Origin of the sequence: Pantoea sp. AN62 (assembly GCF_050432985.1) — a bacterium.
In the GTDB taxonomy this organism is placed as follows: domain Bacteria; phylum Pseudomonadota; class Gammaproteobacteria; order Enterobacterales; family Enterobacteriaceae; genus Pantoea; species Pantoea brenneri.
The window spans coordinates 249,503-262,093 of the sequence record NZ_JBNPYB010000004.1; the positions used below are offsets into that span (position 1 = coordinate 249,503).

At 55.8% G+C, this 12,591-nt stretch carries 12 protein-coding genes; 4 read left to right on the top strand and 8 right to left on the bottom strand.

Annotated elements, in window-relative coordinates:
* Positions 1-38 precede the first annotated feature (38 nt).
* The 4 genes from ridA to argF all read right to left on the bottom strand — a co-directional run bounded on the left by ridA (position 39) and on the right by argF (position 3,208).
* Positions 39-425 (bottom strand): 2-iminobutanoate/2-iminopropanoate deaminase, encoded by a 387-nt coding sequence (gene ridA / locus FHW04_RS06990; RefSeq protein WP_031375828.1) that lies wholly within the window; start codon positions 423-425, stop codon positions 39-41.
* Positions 426-497: 72 nt separating this feature from the next.
* Positions 498-962, bottom strand: a complete 465-nt coding sequence (gene pyrI / locus FHW04_RS06995) for an aspartate carbamoyltransferase regulatory subunit (RefSeq protein ID WP_031375827.1) — start codon at positions 960-962, stop codon at positions 498-500.
* A 12-nt stretch (positions 963-974) separates the two neighbouring features.
* Positions 975-1,910 carry an aspartate carbamoyltransferase gene (gene pyrB, locus FHW04_RS07000; protein WP_031375826.1) on the bottom strand — a complete coding sequence of 312 codons (936 nt, stop codon included), beginning with the start codon at positions 1,908-1,910 and terminating at the stop codon, positions 975-977.
* A 290-nt stretch (positions 1,911-2,200) separates the two neighbouring features.
* Positions 2,201-3,208 carry an ornithine carbamoyltransferase gene (gene argF / locus FHW04_RS07005; protein WP_031375825.1) on the bottom strand — a complete coding sequence of 336 codons (1,008 nt, stop codon included), beginning with the start codon at positions 3,206-3,208 and terminating at the stop codon, positions 2,201-2,203.
* 161 nt (positions 3,209-3,369) lie between these two features.
* On the opposite strand from argF, the gene rraB reads away from it, so the two are divergent.
* The 4 genes from rraB (at position 3,370) to FHW04_RS07025 (ending at position 7,105) form a co-directional block, all read left to right on the top strand.
* Positions 3,370-3,789, top strand: a complete 420-nt coding sequence (gene rraB / locus FHW04_RS07010) for a ribonuclease E inhibitor RraB (RefSeq protein ID WP_069728807.1) — start codon at positions 3,370-3,372, stop codon at positions 3,787-3,789.
* Positions 3,790-3,846: 57 nt separating this feature from the next.
* The gene (miaE, locus tag FHW04_RS07015) at positions 3,847-4,608 is read left to right on the top strand and encodes a tRNA isopentenyl-2-thiomethyl-A-37 hydroxylase MiaE (RefSeq protein WP_089561315.1); all 762 of its coding nucleotides are present in this window, start codon (positions 3,847-3,849) and stop codon (positions 4,606-4,608) included.
* Positions 4,609-4,980: 372 nt separating this feature from the next.
* The gene (locus FHW04_RS07020) at positions 4,981-6,309 is read left to right on the top strand and encodes an OprD family outer membrane porin (protein WP_031375822.1); all 1,329 of its coding nucleotides are present in this window, start codon (positions 4,981-4,983) and stop codon (positions 6,307-6,309) included.
* Between the two features lie 10 nt (positions 6,310-6,319).
* Positions 6,320-7,105 carry a histidine phosphatase family protein gene (locus tag FHW04_RS07025; RefSeq protein ID WP_031375821.1) on the top strand — a complete coding sequence of 262 codons (786 nt, stop codon included), beginning with the start codon at positions 6,320-6,322 and terminating at the stop codon, positions 7,103-7,105.
* Here FHW04_RS07025 and FHW04_RS07030 read toward each other — a convergent pair.
* The 4 genes from FHW04_RS07030 to pepA all read right to left on the bottom strand — a co-directional run bounded on the left by FHW04_RS07030 (position 7,100) and on the right by pepA (position 12,584).
* Complete coding sequence (locus FHW04_RS07030; protein ID WP_371316231.1) at positions 7,100-7,612, bottom strand: GNAT family N-acetyltransferase; 513 nt, start codon at positions 7,610-7,612, stop codon at positions 7,100-7,102. The two genes, FHW04_RS07025 and FHW04_RS07030, sit on opposite strands and share 6 nt — an antisense overlap.
* 76 nt (positions 7,613-7,688) lie before the next feature.
* A complete protein-coding gene (locus FHW04_RS07035; RefSeq protein WP_031375819.1) occupies positions 7,689-10,544 on the bottom strand; it encodes a valine--tRNA ligase in 2,856 nt (951 codons plus the stop codon).
* A 5-nt stretch (positions 10,545-10,549) separates the two neighbouring features.
* On the bottom strand, positions 10,550-11,008 hold the full coding sequence (locus tag FHW04_RS07040) for a DNA polymerase III subunit chi (RefSeq protein WP_031375818.1): 459 nt from the start codon (positions 11,006-11,008) through the stop codon (positions 10,550-10,552).
* 64 nt (positions 11,009-11,072) lie between these two features.
* Positions 11,073-12,584, bottom strand: coding sequence for a leucyl aminopeptidase (gene pepA, locus FHW04_RS07045; protein WP_031375817.1), 1,512 nt, complete (start codon positions 12,582-12,584; stop codon positions 11,073-11,075).
* Between the last annotated feature and the right edge of the window lie 7 nt (positions 12,585-12,591).

A 12,591-nucleotide genomic window follows, 5' to 3' on the forward strand; every position in this document is an offset into this window, starting at 1 on the left:
CGTCGCAGGCAGAGAGGCGGCTACGCCGCCGTTGTCAGTTAGCGACGAACGGCAATGGCCTCAATTTCAATCTTCACATCTTTTGGCAGACGCGCTACTTCGACACAGGACCGGGCCGGGAACGCCGCCTGATGCTCGGTGAAGAACGCTTCATAGGCCGCATTCACCGTAGCGAAATCATTCAGATCCTTGACGAAAACCGTGGTTTTCACGATATCTCCGACCTGCAGGCCAGCCGCTTCAACAATCGCTTTTACGTTATCCAGTGACTGACGCGCCTGGGCGGTCACATCATCGGCCACCAGGCCAGTGGCGGGATCGACCGGAATCTGGCCGGAGGTGATGATCATGCTGCCGAGATCGACACCCTGAACATAAGGGCCGATAGCGGCAGGGGCTTTTTCGGTACTGATTTCACGAGACATTATTGCTCCTTGAATAAGACAGTAGGGCGGTGAGCCCGCCGGTGCTGACCATTATAGGGTTGGCCGGAACGATTACCAGTGACCCAGCACCACATGGCGCGCGAACTCTTTTTCACAATATTTGCACTTCAGGTGGACATCATCGGCGCGCTGCTTGACCGCAAAACTGGAGAAGACCGGCTCGCTGCGGCTGATGCAGTTGCTGTTCGGGCAGGTCAGCACCCGCTCAACGTGCTCCGGCAGCGTCGGGGCGATCTTCGCCACCACTTCATAATCGTCGATGCGGTTGACCGTGGCATGCGGTGCATAGACCGCCAGCTGATTGACCTGATCGTCGGTCAGAAAGGTGTTTTCAATTTTGATCAGATCCTTACGCCCCATCTCACCTGACGGCAGATTCAGGCCAATGGTGATGCGCTGATCGGTTTCGGTCAGACGGAACAGGGAGAGCAGCTTAAAGCCGACCTGCGCCGGGATATGGTCGATGACCGTGCCGCGCTTGATCGCTTCGACCTGCAATTTGTTGTCATGTGTCATCTGAGGATCTCCTTACAGGGCGAGTTCGCTGTTTAATACTAACGCCAGCAGAGCCTGGCGGGCGTAGATGCCGTTCCCGGCCTGCTGGAAGTACCAGGCGTAAGGGGTTTTATCGACATCGGTAGTGATTTCGTCGATGCGCGGCAGCGGATGAAGCACTTTCATGTTGTCGCGTGCCGTCGCCAGGTCGGACGCACGCAGAATAAACTGCGCTTTGACGTTGGCATATTCCGACGGGTCGAGACGCTCTTTCTGTACCCGCGTCATGTAGAGAATGTCGAGCTGCGGCATCACCTCTTCAAAGCTGTCGTGCCGTGACCAGACAATGTTTTTCTCATCCAGCATATCGGTGATGTAAGCCGGCATCGCCAGCGCATCAGGGGCGATAAAGAAGAAGCGGTTGCCGTCAAACTTCGCCAGCGCCTGGGTCAGGGAATGGACGGTGCGGCCATATTTCAGGTCGCCGACCATCGCCACATTCAGCTGGTTCAGGCGACTCTGGGTCTCCTGAATGGTGAAGAGATCGAGCAGCGTCTGGGTCGGATGCTGGTTGGCACCGTCACCGGCGTTGAGAACCGGCACGCCGCCGGAGAACTCGGTCGCCAGCCGCGCCGCACCCTCCTGCGGATGACGCATCACAATCGCATCGACATAGGTGCTGATCACCGAAATGGTGTCGGCCAGAGTTTCGCCCTTTTTCCCCAGCGAGGTGTTGCTGCCGTCGGCAAAACCTACCGCCGATGCGCCGAGCCGATGAATCGCCGTTTCAAACGACAAGCGGGTGCGGGTCGAGGCTTCAAAGAAGCAGCTGGCGATCACGTTGTGCTTCAGCAGTTCCGGCTGCGGATGCGCTTTGAGCTGTGCAGCGGTATGCAGCACCAGTTCCAGCTCGTCACGGCTGAGGTCGTTGATCGAAATAATGTGCTTGCGATATAACGGGTTAGCCATAGCTTTCTCCTCTGCGCGGCCGGATTGCGGACAAAAAAAAGCCCCTGCTTAAGGGGCTTTTTTATGATCGGGTCGATGACCGAAAGAAACAGCGGCGCCGCCTGCGGTCAGGCGTGATTGAGCGTCAAATTGTCCGCTGCGCTGTAGCATATTTCCTCCGGCAAATTGTGGCGCATTATACCCATTCGCGGCCGGGCAGCAAGGAAAAATCGTGCCCGAGGAAATCGTTTGCGCCCGCTCCGGCACGGCCTGACTGGCACGCAGACAGACCGGCAATCTGACGCAGCGGGTCAGCGCTGACCGAGCGTCGCCACCATCACCGCTTTGATGGTGTGCATGCGGTTTTCCGCCTGATCAAACACGATGCTGTGCGGCGACTCAAACACCTCGTTGCTCACTTCCATGCCATTATGCAGATCGTACTGTTCCGCCATCTGCCGGCCCAGCGTGGTCTGATCGTCATGGAAAGCGGGCAGACAGTGCAGGAACTTCACCTCAGGATTGTGGGTCAGATCGAGCATCGCCTGGTTGACCTGATAATTTCGCAGCAGGGCGATGCGCTCTTCCCACACTGCTTTGGCTTCGCCCATCGATACCCAGACGTCGGTGTAGATGAAGTCAGCGCCGTTGACGCCGTCGGCAATATTATCGGTGAGGGTAATTTTACCGCCGGTCTGCTGCGCGACTTTGCGACACTGTTCTACCAGCGCGGCCTCTGGCCAGCAGCTTTGCGGTGCCACCAGCCGCAGATCCAGCCCGACCAGCGCCGCCGCTTCCAGCATGGTGTTGCCCATGTTGTTACGCGCATCGCCGACGTAGACCAGCGTCATCTGGCTGAGCTTTTTACCCGGCAGGTGCTCCTGCATTGTCAGCAGATCGGCCAGTAACTGGGTCGGATGAAACTCCGTGGTCAGGCCGTTCCACACCGGCACGCCAGCATGCTCAGCCAGGGTTTCCACCAGCGCCTGGCCGTAACCGCGATACTGAATGCCATCGTACATCCGGCCCAGCACCCGCGCGGTATCGCGCATCGACTCTTTATGGCCAATCTGGCTGCCGCTTGGGCCGAGATAAGTAACGTTAGCGCCCTGATCGTAAGCGGCAACTTCGAAAGAGCATCGGGTACGGGTCGAGTCTTTTTCGAAGATGAGCGCGATGTTTTTGCCTTTCAGGGAGGGGACTTCACTGCCACTTTTTTTAGCGTGTTTTAATTCAGCCGCAAGGCTAAGCAGGTAATCAATTTCGGCCGGGGTAAAATCCAGTAGCCTGAGGAAATGGCGCTGATACAGCTGACTCATACAACACTCCGGTAACCATATAAAGTGAATTAAAATTCAATCTAACCGGATGAATATGCATTTTCAAGCCCGATGAGAATAAACTTTTCGTTTTGTGTAGTGGCGCGACAGGCAGTGTGGGAAAATAATTGTTTATTGCCGAACTCAGAGAGGACATCGTCATGGCATATGAAGCATTATTGGAAGAGCAGCGTGAAGAGACGCGCCTGATCATTGAAGAGCTGCTGGAGGATGGCAGCGATCCCGATGCGCTTTATACCATCGAGCACCATCTCTCGTGCAACAACTTCGATTCACTGGAAAAGGCCGCGGTTGACGCCTTTAAGCTGGGTTATGAAGTGACCGAGCCGGAAGAGCTGGAACTGGAAGATGGTACCACCGTGATGTGCGTTGACATCATCAGCGAATCGGCGCTCAAGCCAGAGCTGATTGATGTGCAGGTTGAGCAACTGGTGAACCTGATCGGTAAATACAATGTCGACTACGACGGCTGGGGCACCTACTTCGAAGACCCGGACGCCGAAGATGAAGATGACGAAGACGCCATCGACGATGAAGATGATAACGGCATTCGCCACTAAGTCGCGCAGGGCGGGGAATTCTCCGCCTCTCTTCTTTTCCAGCCTCGTTTTAACACCATGAACTACGCACCGTTACTTGAACCGATTTATCAGTTTCTGCACTGCCGTACGCCCCAGGCCTGGATTGATGAGGCGCGTAAACCGGAAAATCTGACCCTGTTATTAACCGATCACCTGGTGTGCGAGCTGAAAGCCGCGCAGACCGCGGTGTGGTTGATCCGCAAATATGTGGCCGACAAACCCAGCGGTGAGGCGATTCTCAGCTGGCTGAAACCGTACGAAGATTTTATCTTCCGCGAAGATGGCGACAGAGACTTTATCAATGCGCATAAAAATCTCACCAAACGCATCATCGTCCGTAATGAACTGCCGTGGGCGGATGATCTGGTGGAAAAGATGGTGCTGCTGATTAAAGAAGAGCTGCATCACTTTTATCAGGTATGGGAAATTATGCAGTCGCGCGGGCTGGTCTATCAGAAGATCACGTCCAGCCGCTACGCGAAATCGCTGCTGCGTGAGGTCACCACCCATGAGCCAGAGACGCTGGTGGATAAGCTGATTTGCGGTGCCTATATTGAAGCGCGATCCTGTGAGCGGTTTGCCAGTCTGGCGCCGTGGCTGGATGCGGATCTGGAGAGCTTTTATATCTCACTGCTGCGATCGGAAGCGCGTCACTATCAGGACTATTTAACCCTGGCGGCCCGAATATCCGCGAAGGATATCGCGCCCAGGGTACAGGCGATCGGGGCAACCGAAGCGCGCTTAATCAGCGAACCGGACAGCGAACTACGTTTTCACAGCGGGTTACCGGCATTCTGATAAAAGTAAACGGCGCTGTTACGGCGGCCGTTTATTTTTTTAAATTGAACCGGTTTGATTTAGTTAATAATAATCATGTAAACGTTAATTATTAAGTTAATGCGGCTTAGTAACTTTCGATAAATATTATTTGCGTCATCCCTCACAGAATGTTTTTTCTCTGCTGTTTTTTCTCTGCGGAATAAGTATATTGCCCTTGCCGAATTAGGGTTGTTATTATTTTAAGCAAAACCTGATTTACACTTTCTCTTTGCCAGAGAGGGAGTGTGAATCAGGTTTTTTTTTGCGCCTGGTACAGACGGAAAACAGGTCAGACACCTTATTCCGGACTGCCAATTTTGCTAACACGCATTTAATGGAAGGAGTCTTAAAATGAGGGGAAGGACCTGTATTCTGTTATTTATTCCACTGTTTTTTCCGCCGTCTGTGGCGTGGGCCGATTATTCCGATGCGCCTGCGCTCTCTGACAATGCTTTCCTGCACGATTCGCAGCTCGATCTCAGGCTGCGCAATTACTGGAAATATCTCAAGGAAAACGCAACACACCCTACCACCGTTCATAACGCCTGGGGGCAGGCGGCAAGTCTGGATTATCGTTCCGGCTATCTGTGGGACTGGCTGGGTTTCGATGCAACCTATACCCGCGTGATCAGGCTGGGGGCCAGCGACAACTTTGCCTCGCGCGGTCTGCTTTACGACAGCGGCGGTAATCAGCAAAAAGCGGACGCACACGGCTTTAGCAAGTTTGGCCAGCGCTATCTGAAAGTGAAACTGGGCGACAGGCAGGCGGGATTCGAAGGGAAAGCGGGCTGGCAGGAGTTAAAAAACATTGGCGTGCTGACCAACACTAACCGCCTGTCGCGTAACAGTTACTCAGGCTATAGCGGCGCGCTGAACCTGCAGAATGTGCGGCTGGATTTGGCTTATGTGACCAAAACGATACGCCACGATTCGCCGGACAGCATTGCCCTGCAAACCCAGGATAAACGAACCATTGCGGCGATCTATACTGGCGCACTGAGCTATACCGGTGACCGTGGACGGCTTGCCTACGCATTTGGCGAAGCGCAGGATTACCAGCGGCGTCATGTTATCGAAGCGAGTTACTCGCTCTCGCCGCACTGGCGTCTCTCCTCGCAAATTTATGGCAGTCAGGGGCTGGAAAATTATAAAAATATGGCGGCCAGCAAAAGATCGTTCGACGATCGTGCCTGGCACTATGTCGGCGAAGCTGACTGGATTAACGATGGATGGACACAAAAACTGGCTGCCGCCTGGACCTCGGCGCCCAAACATAATGCGGTGGGATATTATGCGCGGCCGCTGACAAAAAATACCCGCGGGCGTTTTACCTCACTCACCTCTGCCGGGAAAGATTATACCCGTGATAAAGAACTGGCCCTGGTGGCGCAGACGGAGTTTGAAATTTCAAAAGGCATTTTTAGTGGGTTTCAGATTAACTATGGGCAGTTTAAATACCGTAATGCGCATATACGTTCGGGAGAAATTGCGCTGATTAATCGCTTTATCGAACCTCATCCAGCCCTGAAAAATCTCTCCATCTCTACGCTGTTCGGTTATGGCTGGTCATATAAGAATAATAAAGAAACGCCGCTATTTAATGCGCAAGGAAACGCTATGCGTTCTCCCTGTCTTTCGGCCGAAATCGCGATTGAGTATAAATTAAACCTGTTCAAATAAGGAAAATAGCATGAAGAAAATAGTTAAAGCGTTGCTGATTTTTGTGGCAATTGGGGCCGGTGCAGGCGAAGCCTTCGCTGCCGATGTGACAATCTTTGTTACGCGGCATGGCAAAACGATGTTTAACACGGTTCAGCGCGTGCAGGGATGGGCAGATACGCCGCTAACGCCAGCGGGCGTGGAGGTAGCGGAAAAGCTGGGACGTGGCCTGCAGACGGTGCCGTTTATCGCCGTCTGGTCCAGCGATGCAGGCAGGGCGAGACAAACCGCGCAGCTTGTGATGCACGGATGGAAAGCGCCGCTGCCGTTAAACGAGCTGAAAGGGTTGCGGGAAGTGGGCTTTGGACTGTATGAGGGCGATCTGGATAAGAACATGTGGGATGCCGTCGCCCGTCAGGCTGGTTATGCTTCTGAAGCGGCAATAATGAAGGCGTTTGCCGCAGGCAAGGTTCATATCGACCAGATGATCGACACGATCCGGCAGGTGGAAGCAGCCGGCACGTCGTCACTGGCAGGCATTAAATCAGCAGGGATGGCCGAAAGCTATCAGCAGGTGGCGAAGCGTATGGTGGATAGCCTGACCCGGATAGCGCAGCAGGCACAACAGCAGGGCGGCGGTAACGTTCTGGTGGTGACGCACGGCATGGCGATTGCGACGCTGCTGATGGCGCTGGGTGATACCACGTTAAACCAGCCGCTGCAAAATGCGAGCGTGACCCGGCTGCGCTATACCGACAGCGGGGAGTTCGTGATTGAATCCATCAACGACATGAGTTACGTCGGGCGCGGCTCATAACGTTCGCAACATGCGCACTTCACAGTCTGTATGGCCTGTGCAGCCTAATGCGCTGTCGATCAGCTCAAAGCCCAGCGACTCATAGAGCCTGATAGCGCGCGTCAGGCTACTGGTGGTTTCCAGATAGCAGCGGCGGAAGCCGCGCTGGCGCGCATGTTCCATCGCTCTTAGCGCCAGTTCGCGCGCCACGCCGAAGCCGCGCACTTCTGGCAGGAAATACATCTTCTGCAGCTCGCAGATATCGGGCGCGCTGCAGGCGAGCGGGGCGACGCCGCCGCCACCGACCACTTTACCCTGATGCTCCACAATCCAGTAGGCGCTGTGCTCGGCGCTGTACAACTCGAACAGGTGGTCGAGCTGCGGGTCGGATACGGTGTATCCCTTATCAGCCGTCAGGCCAAACTCCGCTGAAACGTCGCGGATGACCTGGGCGATATGCGGATTGTCGGCGGCAGTAATCGGCCGCACCTGCAGATCAAGGCGCGTGGTGGTGGGTGTCGTCATCATCTCTTCCGGATTTGTACGAGGTCAATAAAAAAGCCGGGCGAGCCCGGCTTTATGAATAAGCTGTCAGCTACGACGCTTACAATGCCGCAATCACTGCCTGCTGTTCAATCAGTTTTGCTTTTGATTGTTGCAGTTCGGCGACGCGTTCACGCTCTTTCACCACCACCGCTTCCGGCGCGCGGGAAACAAAGCCTTCGTTGGCCAGCTTGACCTGAATCTTGTCGATTTCGACCTCCAGTTTAACCAGCTCTTTCGCCAGTCGCTCCAGTTCGGCAGTTTTATCCACCAGGTCAGCCATCGGGATCAGTAGCTCAGCGCCTTCAACGATTTTGGTCACCGAGACCGGGCCTTTCTCGCCAGCCGGCAGAATGGTCAGGCTTTCCAGACGCGCCAGGCGCGACAGGAAGTTACGGTTTGCTTCTACCCGACGCAGTGCCGCTGGTGAGCAGTCACGCAGCAACACATCCAGCGGTTTGCTCAGCGCGATGTTCATTTCGGCACGAATATTACGCACCGCCACGATCGCCTGTTTCATCCACTCAATATCCGCTTTCGCTTCGGCATCCTCTTTCGCCGCATCAAACTGCGGGAAAGGTTGCAGCATGATGGTGTCGTCGCTGATGTTTTTCAGTCCCTTCACGCGCTGCCAGATGGTTTCAGTGATAAACGGAATAATCGGGTGCGCCAGACGCAGCAAGCCTTCCAGCACGTTTACCAGCGTATGGCGGGTGCCACGCAGTTCCGCTTCGTTACCGCTGTTCATCACCGGCTTGGTCAGCTCCAGGTACCAGTCACAGAACTGGTTCCAGGTGAAGTCATACAGCAGGTTAGCAGCGATATCGAAACGGTAGCTGTCGAGCGCGTCACGGTAGGCTTTCACCGTGCTGTTGAACTCGGTCAGGATCCAGCGATCTGCCAGCGACAGCGTCATTTCGCCACCGTTCTGGCCGCAATCCTGATCTTCGGTGTTCATCAGCACAAAGCGGCTGGCGTTCCACAGCTTGTTACAGAAGTTGCGATAACCTTCCAGGCGCTTCATGTCCCAGTTGATGTCGCGACCGGTTGAGGCGAGGGCGGCGAGGGTGAAACGCAGCGCATCGGTGCCTGACGGCTCAATGCCGTTCGGGAACTGCTTCTCGGTGCGTTTGCGGATCTTCTCGGCCAGCTGCGGCTGCATCATATTGCCGGTGCGTTTTTCCAGTAGCGCTTCCAGCGAAATGCCGTCAACCATATCCAGCGGGTCAATCACGTTGCCCTTGGATTTTGACATCTTCTGGCCTTCTTCATCACGAATCAGACCGGTCATGTAGACGGTTTTAAACGGCACCTGCGGTTTGCCATCTTCATCTTTGATGAAGTGCATGGTCAGCATGATCATGCGGGCAATCCAGAAGAAGATGATGTCGAAGCCGCTCACCAGCACGCTGGTCGGGTGGAAGGTGCGCAGTGCTTCGGTATTTTCCGGCCAGCCAAGAGTGGAGAACGTCCACAGGCCAGAGGAGAACCAGGTATCCAGCACGTCGTCATCCTGACGCAGCGCCACATCGGCGGCCAGGTTGTTTTCAGCGCGGACTTCATCTTCGGTGCGGCCAACATAGACGTGACCGTCGTTGTCGTACCAGGCCGGGATGCGGTGACCCCACCACAGCTGACGAGAGATACACCAGTCCTGAATATCACGCATCCAGGAGAAGTACATGTTTTCGTACTGCTTCGGCACAAACTGAATGTCACCGTTTTCAACCGCTTCGACCGCCACTTTCGCCAGCGGGGCGGTGCGCACGTACCACTGGTCAGTCAGCATCGGTTCAATCACCACGCCACCCCGATCGCCATAAGGTACGGTCAGGTCGTGCGGTTTGATCTCTTCGAGCAGGCCAAGCTGATCGACGGCAGCGACGATCGCTTTACGTGCCGCAAAACGTTCCATCTTCTGGAACGCGGCCGGGATCTCATCTGAGCAGGCATCGCTGACTTCGCCGTTGGTGTCATACACCTGGGCGCGCTCGCGGATATCGCCGTCAAAGGTCAGGATGTTGATCATCGGCAGCTTGTGACGACGACCGACTTCGTAGTCGTTAAAGTCATGTGCCGGGGTGATCTTGACGCAGCCGGTGCCTTTTTCCATGTCAGCATGTTCATCGCCAACAATCGGGATCAGACGGCCAACCAGCGGCAGCATGACAAATTTGCCAATCAGATCTTTGTAGCGCGGATCTTCCGGATTGACCGCCACGCCGGTATCGCCCAGCAGGGTTTCCGGACGAGTGGTGGCGACCACCAGATAATCTTTACCGTCAGCCGTTTTGGCACCGTCGGCCAGCGGATAGCGGATGTGCCACATAGAGCCTTTGCTCTCGCGGTTTTCCACTTCCAGGTCAGAGATGGCAGTGCGCAGCTTCGGATCCCAGTTCACCAGGCGTTTGCCACGGTAAATCAGGTTTTCTTTGTACAGGCGGACGAACACCTCTTTCACCGCGTTGGACAGACCTTCGTCCATGGTGAAACGCTCGCGCTCCCAGTCTACAGAGTTGCCGAGACGGCGCATCTGACGGGTGATGGTGCCGCCGGATTCCGCTTTCCACTGCCAGATTTTGTCAATGAACGCATCACGGCCATAATCCTGGCGCGTTTTGCCCTCTTCAGCCGCAATCTTGCGCTCAACCACCATCTGCGTGGCGATGCCCGCGTGGTCGGTACCGGCCTGCCACAGGGTATTTTTCCCCTGCATGCGCTGGTAGCGAATCATGGTATCCATGATGGTTTGCTGGAAGGCGTGACCCATGTGCAAGCTACCGGTGACGTTCGGCGGCGGGATCATGATGCAAAAGCTTTCCTGGCTGGTATCGCCATTCGGTTTGAAGTAGCCCTGCTTTTCCCAATGCTCGTAAAGCGGCTGCTCGATATCTTGCGGGTTATATGTCTTTTCCATTTCTGCTATGTCGTTTGCGGCTGTGGCGGCGTTGCCGTATTCAATTGGAAACCAACGCTGCGGTACGCTTTATAGCGGTCGCGCGCCAGCTGTTTGAGAGATTCTTCGTAAGGAACGAAGTCTATCACTTCATGGAAAGCAGTAGCAAAATCTGCGAACTGTGGCAGCAGGCTAATTAACAGGTCGCGGGGCGAACTGCCGCGACGCTGCGGCCAGGCCAGTTCAACCGGCGCGCCGTAGCGCGGGCCTTCACCGGCGAGGTTATGCGGCACGAAGGCATTCGCCGGACGTTGCCACAGCGCTTCGTCGAGACGAATCGCCTGCTGCTCATCTTCACAGGCGATCAACACCCGCTTTCCGGCCCGCCAGCGTGTTTCCGCCAGATTGCACACCAGCGCTTCGATGGCGCTCAGGCCGTCGCTCGGTGCATCGGTTTCCAGCACGTAGAAGGTTGCGTTTTTCATCAGCTTGCTCGTCAGAAGATCAAGGGCGGAATCTCATCCGCCCTTGTAGTCAGCATTGCGGCGATCAGTCGTCGCCGTTCAATCCTGCCCGATTCAACAGAAACTGCGACAGCATCGGCACCGGACGGCCGGTGGCGCCTTTGGCTTTGCCTGAACGCCAGGCCGTGCCCGCGATGTCGAGGTGCGCCCAGTTATATTTGCGGGCAAAGCGCGCCAGGAAGCAGGCGGCGGTAATCGCTCCGCCAGGCCGGCCGCCAATGTTAGCCATGTCGGCAAAGTTGGACTCCAGCTGCTCCTGATACTCGTCCGCCATCGGCAGACGCCAGGCGCGGTCGCCCGATTGCTCAGAGGCGCTGATCAGCTCATGCGCCAGCGGATTGTGGTTCGACAGCAGACCGCTGACGTGGTGACCCAGCGCAATCACGCAGGCACCGGTCAGGGTCGCGACGTCAATCACCACTTCCGGATCGAAACGTTCAACGTAGGTCAGCGCATCGCACAGCACCAGACGGCCTTCGGCATCGGTATTCAGCACTTCCACCGTCTGGCCAGACATGGTGGTCAGCACGTCGCCCGGACGCATCGCCCGACCATCCGGCATGTTTTCACAGCCGGCCAGCACGCCGACCACGTTGAGCGGCAGGTTAAGCTCGGCGACCATACGCATCACGCCATACACCGAGGCCGCGCCGCACATATCATATTTCATTTCGTCCATGCTGTCGGACGGCTTAATCGAGATGCCGCCGGAGTCGAAGGTCAGGCCTTTACCGACCAGCACAATCGGCCGCGCGTCGGCATCCGGGTTGCCTTTGTACTCAATCACCGACATCAGCGATTCGTTTTGCGAACCGGCACCTACCGCCAGATAGGCATTCATGCCCAGCTCTTTCATCTGCTGTTCGCCGATGACGCGGGTCGTGACATTTTTGCTGAAGGCATCCGCCAGCTGACGCGCCTGCGAGGCAAGATAGGCGGCGTTACAGATGTTTGGCGGCATATTGCCGAGATCTTTCGCCGCTTTCATGCCAGCAGCAACCGCCAGGCCATGCTGAATGGCACGCTCGCCGCTGGTCAGTTCACGGCGGGTCGGCACGTTAAACACCAGCTTACGCAGCGGACGGCGCGGCTCGGCCTTGTTGCTCTTCAGCTGATCGAAGTTATACAGCGCCTCTTTTGAGGTTTCGACCGCCTGACGCACTTTCCAGTAGGTGTTACGGCCTTTGACGTGCAGTTCAGTCAGGAAGCAGACCGCTTCCATTGAGCCGGTATCGTTCAGCGTATTGATGGTTTTCTGAATCACCTGCTTGTACTGACGCTCGTCCAGCTCGCGCTCTTTGCCGCAGCCAATCAGCAGAATACGCTCAGACAGGATGTTTGGCACATGATGCAGCAGCAGTGTCTGGCCCACTTTTCCTTCCAGCTCGCCACGGCGCAGCAGGGCGCTGATATAGCCGTCGCTGATTTTATCCAGCTGTTCGGCAATCGGTGACAGACGACGCGGTTCGAAAACGCCAACGACAATGCAGGCACTGCGCTGTTTTTCCGGGCTTCCGCTTTTTACACTGAACTCCATGCACTCT

Excerpts from the sequence above, each read along its gene's own strand:
- FHW04_RS07020 (WP_031375822.1), top strand. The coding sequence starts at position 4,981 with ATGAGGGGAAGGACCTGTATTCTGTTATTTATTCCACTGTTTTTTCCG.
- pyrB (WP_031375826.1), bottom strand. The coding sequence starts at position 1,910 with ATGGCTAACCCGTTATATCGCAAGCACATTATTTCGATCAACGACCTC.
- rraB (WP_069728807.1), top strand. The coding sequence starts at position 3,370 with ATGGCATATGAAGCATTATTGGAAGAGCAGCGTGAAGAGACGCGCCTG.
- argF (WP_031375825.1), bottom strand. The coding sequence starts at position 3,208 with ATGAGTCAGCTGTATCAGCGCCATTTCCTCAGGCTACTGGATTTTACC.
- FHW04_RS07035 (WP_031375819.1), bottom strand. The coding sequence starts at position 10,544 with ATGGAAAAGACATATAACCCGCAAGATATCGAGCAGCCGCTTTACGAG.
- pyrI (WP_031375827.1), bottom strand. The coding sequence starts at position 962 with ATGACACATGACAACAAATTGCAGGTCGAAGCGATCAAGCGCGGCACG.
- pepA (WP_031375817.1), bottom strand. The coding sequence starts at position 12,584 with ATGGAGTTCAGTGTAAAAAGCGGAAGCCCGGAAAAACAGCGCAGTGCC.
- FHW04_RS07025 (WP_031375821.1), top strand. The coding sequence starts at position 6,320 with ATGAAGAAAATAGTTAAAGCGTTGCTGATTTTTGTGGCAATTGGGGCC.
- miaE (WP_089561315.1), top strand. The coding sequence starts at position 3,847 with ATGAACTACGCACCGTTACTTGAACCGATTTATCAGTTTCTGCACTGC.
- FHW04_RS07040 (WP_031375818.1), bottom strand. The coding sequence starts at position 11,008 with ATGAAAAACGCAACCTTCTACGTGCTGGAAACCGATGCACCGAGCGAC.
- FHW04_RS07030 (WP_371316231.1), bottom strand. The coding sequence starts at position 7,612 with ATGATGACGACACCCACCACCACGCGCCTTGATCTGCAGGTGCGGCCG.
- ridA (WP_031375828.1), bottom strand. The coding sequence starts at position 425 with ATGTCTCGTGAAATCAGTACCGAAAAAGCCCCTGCCGCTATCGGCCCT.